The organism is Paenibacillus sp. RC21 (assembly GCF_044907935.1).
GTDB classification, from domain to species: Bacteria; Bacillota; Bacilli; order Paenibacillales; family Paenibacillaceae; genus Paenibacillus; species Paenibacillus terrae_A.
In genome coordinates this window covers 329,167-350,609 of the sequence record NZ_JBIYCS010000003.1, presented here as the reverse complement: position 1 = coordinate 350,609, position 21,443 = coordinate 329,167, and the positions used below count along the sequence as shown (strand labels likewise).

General features: G+C 47.6%; 23 protein-coding genes. 6 read left to right on the top strand and 17 right to left on the bottom strand.

What is annotated here, in order from left to right; genetic code table 11:
* Position 1: 1 nt before the first annotated feature.
* From ABIA61_RS11340 to ABIA61_RS11275, 14 genes are all read right to left on the bottom strand, one after another.
* Positions 2-2,542, bottom strand: coding sequence for a hypothetical protein (locus ABIA61_RS11340; RefSeq protein ID WP_404580743.1), 2,541 nt, complete (start codon positions 2,540-2,542; stop codon positions 2-4).
* A 1-nt stretch (position 2,543) separates the two neighbouring features.
* Positions 2,544-3,146, bottom strand: a complete 603-nt coding sequence (locus ABIA61_RS11335) for a YmfQ family protein (protein WP_404520448.1) — start codon at positions 3,144-3,146, stop codon at positions 2,544-2,546.
* 7 nt (positions 3,147-3,153) lie between these two features.
* Positions 3,154-4,305 carry a baseplate J/gp47 family protein gene (locus ABIA61_RS11330; protein ID WP_404520356.1) on the bottom strand — a complete coding sequence of 384 codons (1,152 nt, stop codon included), beginning with the start codon at positions 4,303-4,305 and terminating at the stop codon, positions 3,154-3,156.
* On the bottom strand, positions 4,305-4,763 hold the full coding sequence (locus ABIA61_RS11325) for a DUF2634 domain-containing protein (RefSeq protein ID WP_044645249.1): 459 nt from the start codon (positions 4,761-4,763) through the stop codon (positions 4,305-4,307). The genes ABIA61_RS11330 and ABIA61_RS11325 overlap by 1 nt, the downstream gene beginning before the upstream one ends.
* Entirely contained in the window at positions 4,756-5,163 is a 408-nt protein-coding gene (locus ABIA61_RS11320; protein ID WP_165176500.1) for a hypothetical protein, read from the bottom strand. Before ABIA61_RS11320 ends, ABIA61_RS11325 begins: the two co-directional genes overlap by 8 nt.
* Positions 5,156-6,136: an XkdQ/YqbQ family protein gene (locus tag ABIA61_RS11315; protein ID WP_404520357.1), complete on the bottom strand. Its 981-nt coding sequence runs from the start codon at positions 6,134-6,136 to the stop codon at positions 5,156-5,158. Before ABIA61_RS11315 ends, ABIA61_RS11320 begins: the two co-directional genes overlap by 8 nt.
* Positions 6,133-6,771 (bottom strand): LysM peptidoglycan-binding domain-containing protein, encoded by a 639-nt coding sequence (locus ABIA61_RS11310; RefSeq protein WP_283656213.1) that lies wholly within the window; start codon positions 6,769-6,771, stop codon positions 6,133-6,135. The genes ABIA61_RS11315 and ABIA61_RS11310 overlap by 4 nt, the downstream gene beginning before the upstream one ends.
* 39 nt (positions 6,772-6,810) lie before the next feature.
* Complete coding sequence (locus ABIA61_RS11305) at positions 6,811-8,733, bottom strand: hypothetical protein (protein ID WP_404520358.1); 1,923 nt, start codon at positions 8,731-8,733, stop codon at positions 6,811-6,813.
* A 177-nt stretch (positions 8,734-8,910) separates the two neighbouring features.
* On the bottom strand, positions 8,911-9,345 hold the full coding sequence (locus tag ABIA61_RS11300; RefSeq protein WP_025678604.1) for a phage tail assembly chaperone: 435 nt from the start codon (positions 9,343-9,345) through the stop codon (positions 8,911-8,913).
* A gap of 65 nt (positions 9,346-9,410) precedes the next feature.
* On the bottom strand, positions 9,411-9,818 hold the full coding sequence (locus tag ABIA61_RS11295; protein WP_025685150.1) for a phage tail tube protein: 408 nt from the start codon (positions 9,816-9,818) through the stop codon (positions 9,411-9,413).
* A 63-nt stretch (positions 9,819-9,881) separates the two neighbouring features.
* Complete coding sequence (locus tag ABIA61_RS11290) at positions 9,882-11,348, bottom strand: phage tail sheath family protein (RefSeq protein WP_283654931.1); 1,467 nt, start codon at positions 11,346-11,348, stop codon at positions 9,882-9,884.
* A 2-nt stretch (positions 11,349-11,350) separates the two neighbouring features.
* The gene (locus ABIA61_RS11285) at positions 11,351-11,569 is read right to left on the bottom strand and encodes a YqzN/YkzM domain-containing protein (protein WP_283654930.1); all 219 of its coding nucleotides are present in this window, start codon (positions 11,567-11,569) and stop codon (positions 11,351-11,353) included.
* A 10-nt stretch (positions 11,570-11,579) separates the two neighbouring features.
* The gene (locus tag ABIA61_RS11280) at positions 11,580-12,551 is read right to left on the bottom strand and encodes a hypothetical protein (protein WP_283654929.1); all 972 of its coding nucleotides are present in this window, start codon (positions 12,549-12,551) and stop codon (positions 11,580-11,582) included.
* Positions 12,552-12,912: 361 nt separating this feature from the next.
* Positions 12,913-13,389 (bottom strand): ArpU family phage packaging/lysis transcriptional regulator, encoded by a 477-nt coding sequence (locus ABIA61_RS11275; protein ID WP_404580742.1) that lies wholly within the window; start codon positions 13,387-13,389, stop codon positions 12,913-12,915.
* 400 nt (positions 13,390-13,789) lie between these two features.
* On the opposite strand from ABIA61_RS11275, the gene ABIA61_RS11270 reads away from it, so the two are divergent.
* From ABIA61_RS11270 to ABIA61_RS11255, 4 genes are all read left to right on the top strand, one after another.
* Complete coding sequence (locus tag ABIA61_RS11270) at positions 13,790-14,260, top strand: helix-turn-helix domain-containing protein (protein ID WP_404580741.1); 471 nt, start codon at positions 13,790-13,792, stop codon at positions 14,258-14,260.
* Between the two features lie 11 nt (positions 14,261-14,271).
* The gene (locus tag ABIA61_RS11265) at positions 14,272-14,697 is read left to right on the top strand and encodes an ImmA/IrrE family metallo-endopeptidase (protein ID WP_404580740.1); all 426 of its coding nucleotides are present in this window, start codon (positions 14,272-14,274) and stop codon (positions 14,695-14,697) included.
* A 191-nt stretch (positions 14,698-14,888) separates the two neighbouring features.
* Positions 14,889-16,775 (top strand): 5'-nucleotidase C-terminal domain-containing protein, encoded by a 1,887-nt coding sequence (locus ABIA61_RS11260; protein WP_404580739.1) that lies wholly within the window; start codon positions 14,889-14,891, stop codon positions 16,773-16,775.
* Positions 16,776-17,019: 244 nt separating this feature from the next.
* Positions 17,020-17,691, top strand: a complete 672-nt coding sequence (locus ABIA61_RS11255) for a 3'-5' exonuclease (RefSeq protein WP_283654925.1) — start codon at positions 17,020-17,022, stop codon at positions 17,689-17,691.
* A 44-nt stretch (positions 17,692-17,735) separates the two neighbouring features.
* Here the strand turns inward: ABIA61_RS11255 and ABIA61_RS11250 are convergent, their stop codons facing one another.
* The 3 genes from ABIA61_RS11250 to ABIA61_RS11240 form a co-directional block, all read right to left on the bottom strand.
* A complete protein-coding gene (locus ABIA61_RS11250; protein ID WP_283654924.1) occupies positions 17,736-18,719 on the bottom strand; it encodes a helix-turn-helix transcriptional regulator in 984 nt (327 codons plus the stop codon).
* Between the two features lie 71 nt (positions 18,720-18,790).
* Entirely contained in the window at positions 18,791-19,558 is a 768-nt protein-coding gene (locus ABIA61_RS11245) for a hypothetical protein (protein WP_404580738.1), read from the bottom strand.
* A 223-nt stretch (positions 19,559-19,781) separates the two neighbouring features.
* Complete coding sequence (locus ABIA61_RS11240; protein WP_283654922.1) at positions 19,782-19,937, bottom strand: hypothetical protein; 156 nt, start codon at positions 19,935-19,937, stop codon at positions 19,782-19,784.
* 304 nt (positions 19,938-20,241) lie between these two features.
* Here ABIA61_RS11240 and ABIA61_RS11235 point away from each other — a divergent pair, with 304 nt between their 5' ends.
* Complete coding sequence (locus ABIA61_RS11235; protein WP_283654921.1) at positions 20,242-20,682, top strand: SH3 domain-containing protein; 441 nt, start codon at positions 20,242-20,244, stop codon at positions 20,680-20,682.
* Between the two features lie 25 nt (positions 20,683-20,707).
* The gene (locus ABIA61_RS11230; protein WP_404520359.1) at positions 20,708-21,412 is read left to right on the top strand and encodes an AIM24 family protein; all 705 of its coding nucleotides are present in this window, start codon (positions 20,708-20,710) and stop codon (positions 21,410-21,412) included.
* Positions 21,413-21,443 lie beyond the last annotated feature (31 nt).

Genomic DNA, 21,443 nt, shown 5'->3' with positions numbered 1-21,443 from the left:
TTTATTTTTCAGCTAGGTATGAAAAATCAATGACCAGAAACGAGTTCCCGACACTCGAATTACATTGAAGGCTGCTGCTCCCTACGTACAGAGTAGATGGGGAGGCACCCGCACCGCTGCTGGATACAGCAATAACCTCGATAGGAGATTCAGGCTCATAACCTTTAGGAAAGCGGTATATGACTGAATTCGCCGTAGAAGTACCACTTTTTACGTAACCTTGAACGTGAACCCATCCCATCGAATCCTTGTAGTAGCCCATCGGCCTACGAGTAGTGTCATAGTTCACCCATCCATTTAACAACGTTGGCGTAATCCATGCAGGACTATCTTTGTCAGCTTTCCTATTCTCCAGTACCGACACCCTCGCCGTGTTCTGTTGTACACTATCTACCAAGTCCAGCAACAGCGCCTTCTCGTTGGCTGCGTAGGAGCCTGTGAACGGTACAACTGGCGACGACATGAAAGCCAGGTAAGACACTGTGTATGCTGTGGTAGCGTCATAGTTATAGTCCATTAACTGTGCCATAGCCCCAGCCGTAGTTGTAGTGTTAGGGTATAGTATCCAGTTGTCACGCTGCGAGTTTCGGTAAATGCCTATAAACCTGTCAACCCTGTAGTTCAAAAGCGATGCCTGAAACTGTCCTGGGCTGCCGTTGTTAATGTTCCAGCGTTTTCCATCTAGCTCTTGATACATTTTTGCCTTTTCTCGTAACACGATCCCCGTACCTACTTCAACCTGATTATCTCCCTCGGTAAAGGTGAGCTGGCCCTCGCTGACAATGGTCTCCACAGTAGGCGTAGCGAGTTGGTATACGAGTTGGTACGGCGTGTACCCTGCATACGATGTCTGTGGTGTGGATTGTGTAAAGGCAGGTGAACCAACACGTTGCACCCAATACTTAGTACCCGTACCTGTCCATGTCGCCGTTGTTGCCGCTTGCGCTTGTGCAGGCGTTATGGTGTTAGCGTCATACGCCTTATACCCATAAAAGTAGGCTTTGATGTCGTCCAACGTCGGTGCGTAACTGTCGCCCCACCCACTGTCCGCGACAGAGACAGAAACGGCAAAATTGGATGCGGTCGCGTCTATAGCCCATCTGTCGGCTGTAGTGTCTTGCCCGCCCCACAACAATATTTTTCCATCAAATTTGACTGCCGTGCCATTGCCAACAAATGCATAATTTACATCGGGCACTACAGGATAGAGGACTTTGAAACCCGTTCCCGACACTACGTTATTCACTTTGGTGATTCTCCCGCCATCTAGTAGGATGCTTTCGAACCTTTTCACCTTAAAGTATTGCCCGTCGCGCTCAAATACCATATCTGCATTTGCACCTGTAACTGGATCGGCGTACAGGTCTGTTTGCAGCGCAAGCATGGAGTCTTCACGAGGCTTGAATGGTTTGGCTGTGCTACCGATATTGAGCATAGGGTTAGAAATAGTCACCGCTGTCGTTGACGTACCAAGTAATCTGACATTCACCGCCCGGCCCGCCGTAAACGTGACGCTCAATAGCCCAGAACCAGCCGCTTCGGCTATTACTGATGTCTCCGGTTCATCCGTGACCGTAATTCTACCAGTCGCTCCGCCGGATTGAACTGAGACAGTGTACTTTTGCCCAGGCACTAACGGTGATACGGTGTGTACTATTTTGTTATCCACCGTGACGGAAACGCTCTTTTCATCCGCTATGGTAGGTGTTCCCTGTTTGGCTGACCACTCATAAAACGATGGCAATAAATTTTCCCCATACCGAATCGCATACGGATTACGTACAGGCATTACACTGTCCACATATGGATACTTAGCGTCAATTTTCTCCCTCGTCATTGAGGCCAAAGCGGTATAATCAGCGGCAGAAATTTCATAGATGCGGATAGCTTCAAAATAAGAATACTGTCCTTGAGTCCCCTGTATTCTCAAATCAATATTTGAAGTCACATCGCTGGTAGGAGCCGCCCTGAACCATGACGTAGTGAATTTAGTCTTATCCGTTACTGTCGTCCCTTCCTGAACGTTCGGGGCCGATATTCCCGCATTTGCGGAGTTTCCGACCTTCACCTTTGCGATTGCAACATAATACTTTCCGGCCAAAAATTTAAAATCGCTATAAAACCCAACTCCGACTGTATATCCCGATTTGATTGTTACTTTTAACGAATTAGACATCGTTCCCTTATTCGTAGTATCCAGCGCTATCTCGGATTGATAAGGTGTAATACCCGTTAAACTACTTAAATTCCCCCATCTACCCAACAAATTCACCAACGTACGCCCGCTCAGCCCCGTGAGCGAGAACAGTGCGGCCTTTTCCGCATGAACAATCTGCACCCCAGGTTCCAGAGTAACCTCCTTGCGCTCCGTCGTGTCCAACCGCTTCTTGATCGCATCCACACCATCATTCACATCACCTGCAAAATTATCTACAGCACGCCAGTTTTGATCCAAATACTTCTCCAGATCAAAATACGTTGTTTTGGGCGATGTACGGTCAATTTGATTTAAGCCCAGATTTGGTGTTTTTTCGCTTGCCATGTTATGCGCCACCTCCTAAATATCTATCCTGTGTTGTATGTTCATTTTCATAGATGGTCATAGATTCGACTTCAGCAATGGTCAGGTAGCGTAGTTTATATTCAACCGCCAAATGAGCCGGCTTGATCTCCTCGATGGCTGCTTTAAGATCCTCCACATTGGGCGGAATCCCGATGGTATCTATAAATTTGACCGTGAATCCCCATTCAGCGGGATGAAAGGTAACATCTACTGTACCGCCGTCATATGCTTCAGCTACATTTTTGACAAGTCGGCCGGAAAAAGTCCCTGCTCCCCGTAGCTTCGACTCTACTACTGCACGACGCTGGTCCAGCGGCTTGCCAAGGTCGGTTTCGATACCCAGCTCCATTTCCCAGCGTTCCAATCCCCATGTAGCGGTACGGACGAAAAACTGAGCCACCGTCGCATCCATCGCTAGGTACAAGGAATCCAGTTCACTGCCCTTCGCATCCATATCGGAGCGCATCACACGGGAAATTTCATAGTAGGCGGGTAAATAGGAAAACAGCTCGCGTCCCCGCAAGCTGCTCATGTGCCCCTCTTCCCCCATAGCTAGACGATTCGTTTGATCGTTCATGTTCATTCCATCATTATTCACTGACGCTCACCGTCCCCAGCACCGCCACCTGACCTGATCCAATCTCAATATTTTGATTGCTCTGTCCGTTGATTTTTAGCTCAGAGAAATCAATAATGATCGGAATGTCCAGCAAAACAGCAGAAATCCGGGTATACCGAACCAACGGGTCTTCCTTGTAAAAAGCAAGCTGCTTCAAATACGTCCGCACACCGCTTTCGATCAGCTTTTTTATTTCATCCAGGGTGGACGGCTTCTCCTTGGTACGCTGTACCTTGACCGAGATGTTAATTTCCACCTCTTTCGCAGGCATGATCGTCACTACAGGACCCGCTGGTGCCAACCCTTCGCCTTGCCCATCCTGGGTCGGATCAATGTACTTCTGTACCGCAGCGACGATATCCGGACTGGCAGCGCGTTTATCTGTGTCCAGCACATATAAAGCCACCGTACCCGGCCCTTTCCAGAGCGGAACAACCTCCACGCCGCCTACTCCGGCGATTTCATTTGCCCACTGCGTATACTGCGCCTTGTTGCCGCTCGTGCCCTGGTTCCGTACCTTGGCATAAAAACGCTCCAGCAACAGCTGGTCGCTCTCAATGTCCGTACCACTTTTAGTTTCCTCCGTATTGATAACGGAGGAAACACCATTGACCGGGCTCGCCATCACCTGAATGACGCCCGCGGGTACGTTACCGCTGCGACCGGGATTGACTGCCCGAATCGCTGCTTCTCCTTTACCCTGCTCATCCAGCGTGACCAATGCCGTGGTCGCATACTCAATGGAGGCTTCCCCGGACACATCATCTGCCGGGGTCGCCACCAACGTTCCCGCCGAGACGGTCGTTCCCGCTGTGCCCGTGAATGTGACTGTACCTGAGGCAGCAACCGCTTCCCGCCGTGTCACTCCATGCTCTGCTGTTCGCAGATCCAGCTCCGGTGAGCGAAAATCCGGGTTATCGCTGGCTGCCGTGCTGGCAAAGCCCCGGCGCAGCAGCTCCTGCGCCCAGATCGCCGCTTCGGAGAGCATAAACGCTACCGGCGCCTGCGCATCCCAAATAAAAGAACCCTCGGACTTATCAATGTCCGAAGGCACTTTTTCCAGCATACGACTCAAAATTTCCTCTTCCGTCTGGTCTACCAAATACTCCGGCAAGTCTGCCATTAGATCACCACACTTTCTACAATTTCCGTTTCATCCCGCACATTCGTAATCTGGCAGCTAAAATGGCACGCCTCGCCTTCCCAGCTAAACGTAAACTGATCCACACTAGCCGTGCGAGCATCTGCCAGCAACGCTTCGGTGACCATGCGCTTGATTTCACTTTCCTGCACACCATGCCCATAGCTGCTGCCGATCAGCTCCTCCAACTCGCTACCATAGTCGGGAGAATAGATCACATGACGGTAGCGGGGGGTACGAATTGCTTTTTCACACCACTGCACCCAGGCTTCTTTTTCACCTGTAGTCACGATTTTACGGCTGGGGCTCATAACAAATTCTCCGGCTTCAAAATCAAATCGCCAGCTTCGTCCAAATACCGCCCGGTTATCCTCCAGCACATCCGGGTCCGTAATATCCGTCCAGAGCATATCATCCGTTTCGGGAAATAAATTAGCCACGTCCACTCACCACCTTGCACACCACAACCACATCGTTGCCACTATTCACCCGAACCGCAAGTACGCGATCACCGGGCTTCAGTCCTTCGTTCAGGCTCAGATTTACATCCTCCAGCTCGTCCTCCCCGATATAAAAGGAAGTTTTCAGCTCCTTGCCCTCCCAATTCTCCGACTCTACTGCGGTTGAGGTACCTTTATACATATGACGCGGTACAGACAGCAATCCCGGCAGCTCGGCAACCAAATAATCCTGAAGCTCGTGTTTAAAATCGTCCAGCTTGAGTCCCGTGGAAGTAATCGTGCCCAGTACCGCACCTACTCCACTCAGCGCTTGCCGAGTGTGTCCTGCCATAGACGACTGCATTACACTTACAAATGCACCATAGGGGTCTTTACTCAAGAAAATACCTCCTTTTTACCATATCGAAGGAAGTCAGCTCTAAAGTCATGTTTCCTGGATTCCCCAAATCTCGACTGACTGATGTAACAATCAGCTTCAACCCTTGTAACATTACAGCTTCACCAGCACGTAGGGTATTAATATCTGGTAAATTAACTGTAAAAGTTTCCTGGATCCCAGTTAGATGACTTTTAGCAAGCTTACTGGCTCCACCAGCTGCTTTCACTTGATCATCCTCAACCAGCTTTTGCAAAGTACCCAGCGCTTTAGTATCCCCTTCTGCTACAGCCAGCACCTTAGACGGCACCTCTTGTCCGCTTCCTACATTCTCATTAGCTGTCATCACTTTAACTTTAGTTACGGCTCCCTCAAGTGTCCGCAACTGCGTAAGATCAATAAATCGGTCTAACACGTAGGGGGAAGGATTGCTGCCGATTTTAAATAGCTCCAATCCAGCACTTGTCATGCGTAACTGGTACAAATCTCCGCCCAACTTTGCTGTCTCTTTCAAATCAGCCAGCATCATGGAATATAGAGTCTGGGCACGATAGATACCTTTTCCTAACTGCACTTTCGTATCGGGTATTGAGGCGATTTGAAACTTCCAATCCTTCGCGTATTTGCGCAACCGTTGTGTGGCCGTTTGTCCTTTGGGAAATAAATATTCGTCCTCGGATTTATCCAAATAAATCGTCCTATCGTATACAACCAGAGAGTAACGTTTTGTTCCGCTGTTTGAACTCTCTACTTCCCACACAACAGCAGGATGGAGAAGTGGCACCTTCACATTTTTCCCAAATGGAATTCCACTGACACGAATAGGCATTCCCGGAGTAATCGCGGGCATACCATTTGAAGCAGCTACTCGGATGCTGGCCTGATATGCAATTTGGTTAAGAGCATCTTTTAAAGTTATTTTCTCCACCAGAGGGGTAAGATCATATTTATCTTGAAGTATTACTTGGTAGCTCATGGCATCACCAGCTTTTGACCCACTTTAATCATATTCGGGTTCTTGCCTATGACCTTTGTATTCATTTGATATATACTTTTCCATTTGGAACTATCCCCCAACTCCAGCTTTGCAATTTTGGAAAGTGAATCCCCTGTCTTGACAGTATACGTTTTAGATTTAGCTTTAAGATCCGTGCGTGGAAGGGTTTTTGAGTTCACTTTTTGGGGAGAGCTTCCAGTTCGTAGAGCTATTTTGGGTTCACGCCATGTACGCAAAGTAATTTCAAAATAGATATCCCCTGCCTCTCCTCCACGAAAGGTCGTATTATGGGCAATGATAAAAACCGGAACACTAATTAGCGTATTGGTAATAATAAATTGATATGGGTTCTCTGCTTTTAACATTGCATTTAACCTGTTCATCGCTTCATTAGGATCCGGAATATTTTTATAACGGCAATAAGATGCATCATATACCTTGGGAAAAAAAGAAGAAAAGGTGATTTCTTTCACCTTTTCTCCTTGCGGAAAATCAAACTCTCCGTGTGTAAGCATCGTAACTGTTTCATATCCCTTTTGTCGTGAAATATTCACCTCTTCAGGATTAACCGGGAATTGAAATACACTTCTACCATTAATCAAAAAAAAGTCTATACTCATGGCCCCCCTCCTTTCTACTATGATAGATTTACGTTAGGCTTGTACAACTTTACCCTTTTTAAGGGAGCTATTGTCTCCTCCACCTCTATTAATAATTGCCTGTCGCACCTCATTTACAATCCGGTGTCCCACTTGAAGTGCCATCGTGTCAAAATCAATTGAATCTTCCTGAACTGTTACCTGTACTGCCCCTGGGGGTAACGTCACACTAATCTGATTGTTCATTTCTGTCTTGAAATCCTTGAGAAAGCCTGAAAAACTGCTCATTTGCTCATCCGTTATTCGCACGAGCTGCGGAGCAGGTTTTCCTCCATTCGCTGTAGGAGCTTGTGAACCACCTGGTCCCATGCCTTGAATTACCTTAGAACGGTTTTGGGCATCCTGGATAAAAGATGGTAGCGGCAGTCCCGGATCTACCGAAGGAAATCTTGACAGAGCTAACGACTGCCCAGGTGTGGTGGAAGCGGGATTATAAGCTTGTGAGATCTTATTTTCAGATACAGCAGGTTGTGATTTTTCTGGTTCTTTTGAATAACCAAATATATTGGATAAGTCATTTTTCAAACTATCTGTTTGACTGGAAAACCAATTACCTACATCAGATGCTTTATCACTCATCCAATCCGTTGCTTGGGAAGCTTTTTCTCCAACCCAATCCTTTGCAACAGTAGCTTTTTCGCCAATCCAATCCTTTGCACCAATAGCTTTTTCTCCAACCCAGTCCATTGCAGAAGTAGCTTTTTCTCCGGCCCAATCACTCATTTCAGAGAACTTTTGAGCTAACCATTCACCTGCTAAACTATCTACTATAACACTAGCAATTGCACCAATAAGACCACCAATTACGGTACCTATACCCGGAGCAATCATTGTACCAATACCTGCACCAGCTATGGTAAGACTACTTCCTAAAACTGCTGATGTAATAGCAGCCGGACGTTCTTCCGGCGAAGCAGTAGCAATGTCTACAGCATCTAAAAGCAAGCTAAATGGTCCAAGTAACCTCTTGCCCCCCTTCATAACCCCCTTGCCTAGCTTCTTAAGTGTATTACCCGGATTCTCACCAAGTATTTTTTTTCCGAAATCAAAGATTTTTCCAAACGTTCCCTTATTTCCATTTGGAGTCGGCCGTCCCCCTGGAATTCCCGGCTTATTGGTAGGCTTAGAGCCTGGTTTTGGGTTTAAAAGACTCTTTACCTTTTCCCACAAATCAGAAAACCCTGGTTTTTTTCCAGGATTTTTTTTGTTCTTCTTATTGTCTTTCTTTTTGTATTTACGATCAGGTCCGTCTTGTTCAGGAGCGTCTCTTTTGCGGCCGCCTTTTTTTCCACAACAACAACAATCACAAATCACCTTTATTCTGGGAGAAACTCGAATGGGGCCTGTTTTCACATTGATCTTAGGAGCATACTTTGGAGCCGCCACTCTAATATTCAATCTCGGTGGTTTAACCTTGATATCATAATTAAAGTTAAAGTCAAACTTAGGATCCTTTATCTCTATGTTTGCAGTAACGCTAACAGTCTTCTCTACAATATTAGAGATATTTAAATTGTTCCCCTCAGAGCCGCCACCCCTAGCCTTCTTCTTATTTGTACCCTCTTGATCAATGCCCGTTTTAGCACGCGCAACAATGTAGACATCCTTAAGACTTTTTAGCTTTCTGATGAGCGCTTCAAGCACTGGAGTAGCCTTGTCAATTAGAAAGACTTTCGGCATAATACGCAGGCGACTAAGACGAATAGCCAAACTGTAAATGTTGCCTAGATGCCTATGCATATACTTGAGTTCAGTATTAAGCTTAATCAAGCTCTGATAACGAGCGCGCCCTAGCCGATCAGAAAGTCGCTGTATTTGCTCAATATAACGACTTGTGGCTTTAAGTTCCCGGTTTGTCATGATCAAATCCTCTACATCTGTAACAATATTAACTCTGTAACTACTTGATCCTGCCATATATTCACCTCCTAACGTATCATTGCTGTATTTGTTTGGATAATGCATCCAGTTCCTCTTGTGCAAATGCGATTAACATGGATTTTTCTCCTCTGTTTAAGGCCCAAAACTCTCCGGGACGGAGATGATGCCGTATCCACAAATGATACAGCAGCGTCGTCATCCCGCCGGAGCGAATCAGTTTTTTAGATCATCAATCTCCACACCGAAGCCGGATAGTTCCAGAACTTTGTCACCTACCGCATCCAACTCACCAGCCAAAAGCATACGACGTACTGCCTGTTCACCACCGGACAATTTGAGACGGCTAGTGATTCGCGGATCACCCCATCCATTAATTTGGAGGCCTTTGACTTCCAGTCCAGCCGTAGCTTCAGAGATAAGCAACGCATTAAATGTTTCTGTATCTACTTTTTCATCCACACGGCCTTTAATTGTTTTACGAATTGTGCAACGTTCACGGATGCTATCGACTTTGTTGGAAGTTAAGCCACGAAGTGTGAGAAGCATATCCAAGCGCTGAATACGAACAGTTTCCTCTGGTAATTTGTCTGCGGCTTCAAAAAGACTATCTAAAATTTGTTCTTCTGACATGTTTTCTGGCAAGCTCATTTTATATCCCCCTAATATTTTTTAATTAGGCCTGGATTACTCCAGGCCCACTATTAAGCAATAAATTACTCAGCGACGATAGGATCGAGAAGCTCGTAGCCTTCAAAGGTAAATGTCGTTTCCTCCGGTACTTCTTCTCCAGCGGTCCAGTTAGCCAACTGAATTTTATCTGGCATGCAGCGAATCAAACGAACACGTTCATGTCCAAAAGATTCAGGATCATCCAGCTTGGAAATAATATCGAATTTTGCAAATCCACGACGAATCATATCAGAAGTTACTTTGTAACCGCTCATTGTCCCAGTCCCTTTTTTGGCTCCATTTTTATGCACTTTCCAGGTATTACCTACCAAATTCAGTTCTCTTTTATCAATTTCCACACTGGCTTCCAGCTTGTTGACATGTGTCTGCCATACCCCGTCAATATATGCCTGACCATACGTACCTAAAATGACTCTTGAAGCATCCAACATTTATTTTTCCTCCTCAAAATGATCCATAATATAGTTTTGGATTTCTAATTTTCCACGAAATGCTTATTGCACGTAAAATGTACCGAACAGTTGCTCCATCACGTCGGTCAGCTTCACATTCCATTGCAGGAACACTTGGTCCGGCTCCGGTTTGATGACTGGCGCATCACCATAGTAGGCTGGGTCGAGAATGACATCGTAGCCATCGGCTTCGATAACGTTGCTTAGCGACAGCTGTGCCAGGTATTCTTTGATCGCACCGATGAGTGCCAGACGGCCTTCTACCGTGTTGTTGATTTTGCCGATGTAGGTCTCTTCGGCTGCACGCTGCAAGTCAGCGTTAATAGCATCCATAACGCGGATGGAACGGATTTTCTTCCATGCGTTGTTTTGCCCGGCAGCCGGGTTCACCAAGCTGTTGATCCCACGCAACGCTTTGACCTGACGGCCGTCGAAGAACAGCAGGAAGACACCATTGCGGACAGCCTGCTCCTGCTCGGAGCGTGTCCAGCGGCGGGTTACATCCTCAAAAGGCGTCACCGCATATGTGGCGGATTGATTCAGACGTTGGCCTGCGATCAGTCCGGCTACATAAGCAGCCGTTTGAGCGGAGCTGTAGTCCGTACCTGCCAGACGCACGCCAGTACCCACGTTTACGATACCTTCATGGTTGAGCGCCAGGGAGCGGGCAGAGGCCAGGCTGACAGCGGTTTTGGATACATCATCCGCCGCAGAACCACCGAACACGGCGATAACACCCTTGCCTTCGCTCCGGACACGCTTGATCCACGCGGCAAAGCTTTGCAGCAAGGCCAGATCGGCTGCATAATCCAGCGCGAGGACGTTAAATTCCTGTCCTTCCAGCGCTTCCTGCATGGCGATGTAGTCTGCATTAACCAGCTTGCTATTACCGCTGTTACCGCCTGTGAGATGTACGCCGCTGACATCCACCGGAATGCCGCCGTTGCCGACAACTTCCGCCTTCACCCATACATTTTCGCTGTTCTTGTTCATCGCTTCGGCAATCGAAGCAGCCGTACCGTCGCTGCCTTTATACGTACCCAGCAGCTTAGTGCCCTCATAGAGACGCACCTCACGGGCTTGCTCGTCACCCAAGGTTGGCTGTACCGTTACGGCAAAGCCATTACCACGACTACCTGTGTACAAAGCCTGCAAGCGCAGCACATCGGTTGGGGCCTCACCGCCGCTTTTCAGCGTCACAGTTGCTTGAGCAGCCGTGTCATCTGCCAAACGGTAGGCCAACAGCTTTTTCGGTCCACCCAGCAGAGCCAGATACAGCGTAGAATACGCTGTTGCTCCATCCAGACTGTCATTCGAAAAGATTTGGTTGATCGCCGTTTCGCTGCCAATCTCTACAAACTCACGTACAGGTCCCCAGTTGGCTTTAACCGGCACAACGACCGTACCGCGTGAACCACCTTGAATAGCTGAAGCTGCTGCTGCCTGAAAATTCATATACAAACCCGGCAATACCGGTTTATTCGTGTTTTCCCATGTTCCGCCTGCCATAATTAGTCCACCTTCGCTTTCATAAATTGTTCGATTTTAGTGTGTGCTTCTGCTACCGTGAACAGCTTGTCCTGTGTGCCAAAAAATGCGCCTGCCAGCACTTCTTCCTTCACGGAAAACAATTGTTCCGCGTGTTCCTTAAGCTCCTCCAGCGTATAGCGGGGACCGCTTGCTTCCTGCCCGGCATTAACCGGGGCTTTCCCGTTGTTGTCCAAGGTCACTCGGACCACCTCATTTCAAAATAGGATGAATTTCCACTCTGCGGATTAACGCCGCTTCCTCAGCCGGACGCATCCGCCGCTGTACCAGCGTCAGCCGGAGCTGACCGTCCAAAATCGCATCCGCCTGCAAGTCTGCGGAAGCTTCCGCCGTGGACATATAACGGCCCTTCTCCTGATCCAGAGGAAGCTGAATTTGAGCGCCAAAGCCCTCGACCAGCACGGAAGCCCCGCGGTTCTCTTCAGCAGTGTCCGGGGCAATAACGTGCCCAATGAACCGTTTGCGGAGTTCATACATGGAGGCTCCCGCCATCCTTGTCTCGCAGCCGCTTAGCCGCCATAGCACCGAGTGGCGTCCCGGCTGTGCGGGCCATGCATCGGCGTATACCGACCACGTCTCACCCAGCTGCTTCTGTGTCCAGCGGGTCAGCGCCGCCAGCCATTCATCCGGCTGTGCAACACCGTTTGCCGGAGCGGCCGCCGGACTCCCTTCCGTTTCAGGCACATACACGCCAAATCGCAGCGTTCTGTAGGCCTTGCACGTGACGGTGTCCAGCTTTTCCGCATCCCGCACGCCCAAATAGTGCGCGGTAAAAGCCGACGTGTCCTCGCCTTCGCCTGTCACCGGTTCCCGGTGCAGTCCGGCAATCAGGGCGTTCGCCCATACATCGGCCTGTGCCAGCCCGGCTTGTCCTGCGTACAGCTTGATACGGACAACCTGCCGATATCCAGCCCAGGACGACTTCCAGATTTCCTCGCCCAGCGCCATAACCGCGTACGGCTCCTCTGCCGCCTGCGACGGTGGCTGAACATCGTATACGCGCCCTTGTAGCGCTGGAACAATTTCAATGAGCTTTTGTTTAAAGGCTTGTCTCATCCTGCGGCATGCCACCTTTGCGCATCCTGCACTCGCATGTTGTGGCTGCTTAGCCAGGCTTTTTTCCACTTCCGTGTTCTCATCCGGCGCAGCCTCAACCTCATGCATTGCAGCATCCATTGCTTAGGCAACACGACTCCTCCTTTCTGTAAAACAATTCCCGGGAATCGACAGGGACGACAACCGCATGAAAAAACCGGCCCTGGTGGCCGGCTAACGTTTGACTGTGTGTGTCTTCGGTATGTCCTCTTGTCTTGATTCCCGATGATACAATCTTACACCCTTATAACGAATGCGTTGCCGGGGAAATGGACGATAAAAGCAGAGACTAGGGATGAAGTTGGGCGGATTTTTGAGAACAAGTGTTCTTATTAATAAGAAAGGCCTTAACCCCCGCCATTGCAGGAAATCAAAGCCTTTTAAGAAGCGATATTAAATTAAACATGCGAACGAATGGATAATTATTACATCATCCCAGTTTCCGATCCGCGTCCTTCTGTAAACCCGCCAGATTCAAAACACCTTGATCCGCCAGTGCAAGCGCCATTTTGTAAAAAGCCCGGGTGCGGATTTTCGTGTACGTATCCTTGCTTACTGGCGGGTCGAGCACATAATTGTAAACCTTGTAGTCGAACACATCGTCATCCTTTAAATAACGCTCACGGATGAGCAGCTGTTCGCGTTCATTCAAGCGGCCGACTACGGCATTCACCATTTCACAATAAGCCAGGCGAGCCGCAGGAGCATCTACATTATATACGGCTGTCCGTGCCGTTGGATCGCTGGTCACATTCGTCGGTCCGTTCGGGCGATCCGTATAGCCGGCAGTGATAAAACTTTCCCGGTCCATAAAGGTAATGGTTTTATAAATCCGATATTTTTCAAATACCCCCTCCAGTGCGTTCTGCGTTTTGCGTCTGTCCAATTCGGGTAGGTTATTTTTCATGTAAAGCAACACTCCTTATCTTATGCCTTTTGACAATGATGTATTTTTTAAATCCAGAATTTTGCAAAATCCGATTCCAGTCGCTCCAAAGTGCAATATATAGACGAACTAGACCCTTTCGATCTATATACTGTTCATTGGAAGTCGCTTATTGGATTTTTGCAAAATCCTCAATCGTACAACTCTTACGTTTACATTTTGTTCCCCTTTTGTTCGTATTACGAGTATAACATAGCATTATTTAGGATAGCTATCCATCGGCAAAAAAAGCGATATAGCTTCAAAAACAGGATATTCGCTTTATTTTCCTATGCCTTTTGGCATATTACGTGCTTTTACTATTTACCTAATGGTATAATGGAACTAATCTTTTATTCTGTTGCAGAAGGGAGCCGCCATTGTGGAACAACCAGCATTCGGAACATACTTAAAGCAGCAGCGTGAGCACAAGCAATGGAGCATTAACCAATTGGCAGAAGCGGCTGGCATCAGCAATTCACAAATTTCCCGCATTGAAAACGGGCTGCGTGGCGTACCCAAGCCCTCTACTCTCCGCAAAATAGCGGACGCGCTCGGCGTATCGTATACCGAGATGATGAAGAACGCCGGATATTGGGGAGACGATGATTCAGTAGAGCAGCATTCACACGACTCCTATCGTTCCAACGTACCGGAATGGGCTACTTCCAAAGACCGCCGGGATTTTAAAAAAATGCTGGAGGAAGACGGCGAATTGATGTTCGACGGCATTCCACTGGATAAAGAAGATCGTCAACGGATCAAGGATGTGCTAACTGGTCTGTTCTGGGAAGCCAAACAGATGAACAAGCATAAACCCAAATCGCCCCCAGCGGGCAGTGATCAGGAATAGCAGGTGAGCGCATGAACGAACTCATTCACAAACTCGTCCGAAAATACCGCACGAACTCCCCCTTCGATATTGCGGAAGCTCTGGGTATCCATATCCGTTACTGCGATCTGGGCCCCACAACCAAAGGGCTGTATTACCGCAAGCTGCGCAGAAGATTCATCGTCATCCACAACGGACTTACACCGGAATGGGAACGATTCGTCTGTGCGCATGAATTAGGGCATGATCGGCTTCATAAAGGCGTCAGCCGCTTTTTTATGGAGGAGCATTCCTACTTTTTCCCCGGCAAATTTGAGATGCAAGCCAATCGGTTCGCTGTGCTATTGCTCTGTGAAGGACAACCACCGCTTACTGACGAAACGCAGGAGCACTATTTATCCCGGATCGGTCTGCCCAAGGAGGCTGCCCTTTTTTTTGACCCTAAAACGGAACATTAGTTCTCATGTTTAATTGTCGTTTATTAATTCCTCTTCAATATAGGTAATTTGGCGATGGCTTTAACAACCGATATGCAAAAAAATTTAGTGCCCTAATATAAAATAGAAGTTATTTTTACAATCTTCTGATAAAATGTGGACGTAAGTGGTTTCTCTAATTCATTCATTTTATAGGAGGTTGAAAGAACAACATGAACTCATGGAAAAAAATCTCGTCCATCTTGACGACCGCCGCGCTTCTGCTCGGATGTCTTGGCACAGCAGCAGCGGACCCGGCAGTCAGTACGGGAACAGCGGGAGCTGCAACTCCTCCGGTCAGCGGGAAACACATCACCATCCTACATACGAACGATACTCATTCCCACGTGGTGGCAAACGACAAGGAAATGGGCTTCGCCAAGCTGGCAGGCATCATTGATCAGTACCGTGCTTCCAATCCCAATACGCTGCTGCTGGATGACGGAGATACTGTTCATGGAACGACTTTCGCTACTTTGGTCAACGGTGAGAGCATTGTAAAAGTGGTTAACAAGTTGGGCTATGATGCGATGGTACCAGGCAACCATGAGTTTAATTACGGCTGGAAGCATCTTGTAGAGTTGAGTAAGGAAATTCAATTCCCGGTACTCAGCGCCAATATTAAGCAAACGGACGGAACACGTTTGTTCCAGCCTTATGTCATTAAAGAGGTCGATGGCGTTAAAATCGGCATTATCGGCCTGACCACACCCGAAACGGCATACAAAACGAATCCTAAAAATGTCGAGGGCATTCAATTCACCGATCCCGCGGCTGAAGCCAAAGCGGCTGTAGATGAAATCCGCAGTAAAGTGGACGTGGTCGTGGTCCTTGGTCATCTGGGACAAGATGCTTCCAGCAAAGACACCAGCCTTAAGGTCGTCAAGGAAGTGCCTGGCATTGATATTTTCATTGATGGACACAGCCATACCGTACTGGAAAAAGGCTTGGTCGGTGACAATGGTACACTGATTGCAAGCGCGGGTGAATATACGAAGTATCTGGGCGTTGTTGATTTATGGGTCGACGGCGGTAAGGTTACCCAAAAACAAGCCAAGCTGATTGATTCGACGCAAGCAGCCGACATTCAGCCAAATGCTGAGATTACTTCATTGATCGCTTCCATTCAGAAGGAACAGGAGCCTATTCTCAAAGAAGTTGTAGCACAAACGAGTGTGAACCTGGAAGGAGCGCGTGAAAAGGTACGTGCAGGTGAAACGAATCTCGGCGATCTGCTCACCGATGCCATGCGTGATATTTCGGGGGCAGATGTGGCCCTGACCAACGGCGGCGGCATTCGGGCGTCCATCAAAACGGGAACGGTAACCAAGGGAGACATCATCACTGTGCTGCCATTCGGCAACCAGATTGTTACCCTGAAAGTGAAAGGCTCCGACATTCAGGCAGCACTTGAAAATGGCACAGCCTCCTATCCGGAGCCAAGCGGCGGTTTTCCACAAGTATCGGGGATCTCGTTTAAAATAGATACATCGGCAGCCAAGGGAAGTCGCGTCCACTCCATTCTGATTGGCGGAAAAACGCTTGATCCTGATGCCACGTACACACTGGCAACCAATGACTTTACTGCTGTAGGCGGAGATCAGTATACAATGTTCGCTAAATATCCGCAGGCAGGTATGTTCGGATCGCTTGACGAGGCGCTGATTCGCTACATGCAAAAGGTTGGCTCCGCCAGCCTGCAAGTACAAGCAGACGGCCGCATTCAAGAAGCCAAAGCAGACGGCAAGGCTTCCGTTCCTGCCGCGCAGCCTGTACCATCTGCTCCAACCGCAACACCGGCACCCGTGCAGGAAAAACCGCAAGTGGTCTCTACCCCGTCTGCGAAACCTGCACCAGCCAAAGCTCAAACAGCGAAGCCACAGCAGACACCTGCTTCTGCACAAGCTACAAAAAGCCATGTGTATATTGTAAAGTCCGGGGATACACTGTATGACATTTCCCGCCAATACGGTATCACCTGGCAACAGCTTCAAAAGCTGAACAAGCTGAAAAATCCTCACCGCATTTATCCAGGACAAAAGCTTGACCTCCCGGCCTAATTCAATAAGCTTGCAAAAGCAGCGTCCGGAATCCCAATGGTTTCGGACGCTGCTGTATGTCAGAAGGTTGTTTTTATGCGATAGTCCAAACTCATTTGGACATCGCATATTTTTTTCAAAAGCAAGCCTTTTAGACGCTGACAAGTTGTGAACCGGGAGGTATGATGGAGAAGAGCCATTCGGGCAGAAAATATCAATCCCGTTCTCTAACGGGATCAGTTACATGTGTGGAAGGAGCACAAAAATGCAATATATTATTTATGATCTTGAGTTTACCGTTAGCCGTAACGCCAGATATTCCTCCGAAATCATTGATATCGGTGCCGTCAAAGTCATGAAGGGAGACGATGGCTTGTACGTTGCGGACACGTTCCATAGCTTTGTCAGGCCCTCAAATCGGCCTGTGCTGTCTACAGATACCGTGCAGTTCACCGGTATTACTCAACGAGACATTGATGCGGCCCCGCTCTTCCCTGAAGCTGTGAAGCAATTTATCGCATGGCTCGGAACGGACTCCCCCTATTACTTATGTGCTTGGGGGCCAGATGACCGTCAGAAGCTGGTATCTCATTGCCGCACCCATCATGTGGACCTCCATTGGATTCATAATACGAATGATATACAAAAACAAATCTCCCGTCTGTCCGGCTCCAATGGCAAATACCGTCAACTAAGCCTGTCTCAGGCGCTGGAGCTGTGCAACATTGACTTTGATGGTCAACAGCACCGTGCGCTGGACGATGCACTGAATACCGCTCAGGTTTTCATGCATCATTTTGATCGTATCACATTATCCAATAACGCTTCTGACGATGAGGAAAGCCGGGGTTCGAAGCTTGTATACTCCACACCGGAAGAAGAACAGGAGCAGTACAGTCCATTTGGCAATCTCGCCAACCTGTTTAAGGACCGTTAGGAGGATAGCACCCCGGCCCGTTCCGGGGGATCTATCACCCCTTGTCATTCGTGATTCCCTGCCTTTTTATCGGAATAAAATGCCCCCCAGGTTCGCAGCATTTCCTGCATTCGCTTGCGGTATCGCAAAGGCTCCAAAATTTCCGCCTCCGCTCCATATTGAGTGAGCCAGTCCAGAAATTCACCATCATGATTAACCGTTACCTCAAACAATAGACTTCCATCCGGCAAATCCTTGAGAAAAGGCTTGATGAACAGCTCCTCTTCTTTGACCCGATATACAGATCCAGCAGAAAACCTTACCACAAAACGGATATTCTGGTCTCCCTTGGTAACCGACCAGGTTCCCTTAAAAAACATTTCCATTTCATAAGTATTCTTCTGAAACGTATACGGCAAAATCCTCATATTTCGAAAGCGGCTGATCCGAAAGGTTCTCATGGCGGCTTGCTTGTGACAAAAACCAAGCATATAAAAACGCCGATCCTGTGGAACCAGACAATAAGGATCAATCTGAACCAATGATACATCTTCATTTTGAGGCGAACTGTATTCCGCTTCAATGGTCTGCTGCGTAAGACTTGCCAAAACAATCAGCCTGAGCAGATAGGGCTGGTTTTCCCGCTCAAGTGTCGAGCCGAGCCGGACGATATTTTTCATTTCCTGCGCGAAGCTTGTCTGGTCCATCTTTTTTTTCTGACTGGAGGCCATCACTTTCTCATAAGCACTTTCAAAAGCTGGTGGTAAAAGAGGCTTTACGGTTTCCATGACATCCCCCAGCCTGGCAAAAGCCAGTGCCTCTTCTTCCGTCCAATTGAGAGGATACAAGGCGAAGTTACTAATAAATATGTATCCTTTGCCATGTCCCATATTGGCTATCGGAATATGCATAGCGCTTAGAGCCTCCATATCTCGGTAAATGGTGCGTTCTGATGTTTCACAACGTTCGGCAAGCTCTCTTGCCAATATCCCCGGATTTGCCTGAACAATAGTAATAATCCGCATTAACCGTATCAACCGATCAGTCAAGGAAGTCTCTCCTTTACAAAAAGATAGTAAATTAGACTCACTATATTACATAAATAAACTAGCATAATTGCCTACTTTAAAATATTAATTTCGGTAAAGCGAACATCCTCTACAGCTATCCCATTATTAACAAAGACTTTAGAACTATACGTTTCAAATAATCCAAAAGTCCCATTCCATTTATTGCGTACGGCAAAGAGTAATTCGGCTTCCTGCAGATATTCCATGTCTTCTGTTCTCGCCGCCCGTATAAGCAGTTCATCTGCTTGTCTGGTAAGCACAAACGCCCCTCGCTCCTGTTCCCCCTTCTCGTACATACGCAATACTTTCTTCACAACAGGAGCCGTCTCATTCAGCTTTATGTATTTTTCCACCTTCGGGTTGATTGGAATGCTCAGCAGACCGAGATGATGCGTGTAATGGATATAGAGCTGATCCGTTCGAATCAGCGTCCTTTTTTCCTGAGTTGGCTTACACCAGCTCCACTCCATCAATCCAATGATATGTCTTCCGGAAGAGTGGGCCGGTATAGAAAAGGACAAAATTGCCTGCTTATACTTCCCCCTCCGCATATCACCACAGTGAACAAGCATACACTCTCCGTCTTCCGAGCGATTGAAGCTGAGCCTGGCCCCATCCACTTTTAATAGATTTACCCCACTCTCTGGAATGAACCGGAGTTGCAGGTCACATCCAACTGTTTTCGGCATTAAAGTCCCTTTTCTTTTACGTATAGCCCCATGGCCCCATTCTATCAGCAGATTTACTTGCTCGGACCCATTCGCAGATATAGACTCTTTGTCCCATGTGTACGTTACGTTAATCATTGACTTCACCACTGGTAAATTCCCCCTAAAAGAACATGTAACTCTAAATTAACAGTGTTATCTGACACTATATTGTCAGGGAACATATGTTCGTTACCGAAAATTATACATGGTAATCTATAGGAAAGGGGGAGTACATCAATAAATAACATTTTAACCCATTTAAATTGCATGATTACGCAAAAACAGCCCGGCGTAAGCCGGGCTGCATTATAGTCTCGTTTCATATATAAAGCTAAGATATCATAGTTTCTGTCAAAGAAACATTCGCTTTTGTGAAAATATCGGGAACAGGCGCAAAAGTTATACTGTCCACCACTAGTTCCTTCGACAAAGGCTTTCCGTTTACCGTTATTTTTAACGTTTTATAGGTTTGTTCCTTTTCGTTCATCGTTCATTTCTCCTTCTATATTCTTGCTTAATATATTTATACTCATTTCTGTTCTTCATCAAATAGGGCTGGCTCTTGTACGTGCTCCCCAGAAAATTACCGGAATGTAGTTGCTTCCTTGATATACCCGTTTTGAGGTACACTTAAACTAAAATATCGACTTTTTTTGTAAATATTCCTCCCGGATTTGTCATCCTGTTATTCTAAACTTTGAACCCTAATCATTACACTATGCGTAACCATAAGATATGGGTAATTATGCTTATCATTTAACATCTTGGTGCATCAGAAGGAGGAAGATCTCTTGATACGACAAATTTCTCGCTTTGCTTTCTGCCGCCGTGTCGTCTGCGCTGCTGTAGCGCTTCTGTTTATTTTTGGCGGAAACGGAGTTCCGGGAGCACATGCCGCCTACTGGGATGATGTATACCAGGGCTTTGAGCAATTTTCCCGACTGCCTGGCGATGTATATCAGCTCAAGGAAAGCTATAAGCAAACGCAGGAAGAGCTGCAAAAGGCCCGTAGCAGCATTGAGGCTTATCAGGAGCAAAACGCTCAACTATTAGAGCAAAATCGCAAGCTGACTGACACCGTCACCGAACTGAAAAATCTTCAGGTTCAGCGCGATCAGGCTTCACACCGTAACAAGATGCTGATCCTCACAGCTGTCATTCTGCTGGCTGGTTATTTTATCGGTATCCGCCTATTGCGTTACGGGATGCGTCGACGTTCGGGAAGATACTAGCCCCCTGAAAGGATGAAAGGTCAGAATGGACATACAAGCAGGACAACACCATGATGAAAGTGTCGGTTCTGTCGTAACGCTTGATCTGGCGGAGGGCGAAAAGCTGCATGTTCTTCACCCGCAGCAAATCATCGCGTACCGCGGACCCAGCTCAGGCCGTAGTGACAAACTGATGAATATTAAAGGCATGTACCGCAAGCACAAGCTGATTCAGGCCGATTTTACAGGAGCTTGCCGCCTCATTGCCGCACTTCCTCCCGGTTTCAGTCTGAAAATGATTGAGCTGGAAGGAGGCGACGATCTGCTATACGATTTTCGCAACCTGTTCTGGTACAGCTCCGGTATCCATATGCGCACCAAGCTGCTGAGCATGAAAAACATGTTGTTCAGTCGGGATGTCATTAAAATGAAATTCGATGGCATCGGCCAGATCGGTCTATTGACTCAGGGACTGGTATGCCAGGAACAGCTTCATCCAACAGAGCCGATGTATGTCGATGCAAGCAGCGTCATTGCCTATCCCGAAAACGCCAAGCTGGAGCTGACAGTGTATGGCAACCATTTGGCCAGCCAGCATATGAATTATCATTTTAAAATGACCGGACACGGTACTGTGCTTTTTCATGCGGGTGAGCATCATCGACGGCTCCAGCAGGATATGAACGACGATGGCGTGATCAAACGCTTTTTAAGGGAAGTCATTCCATTTGGCGGAGTGTTTATCAAATAGCTCTGCCATGCTATAATGAAGGCGTCTGTCC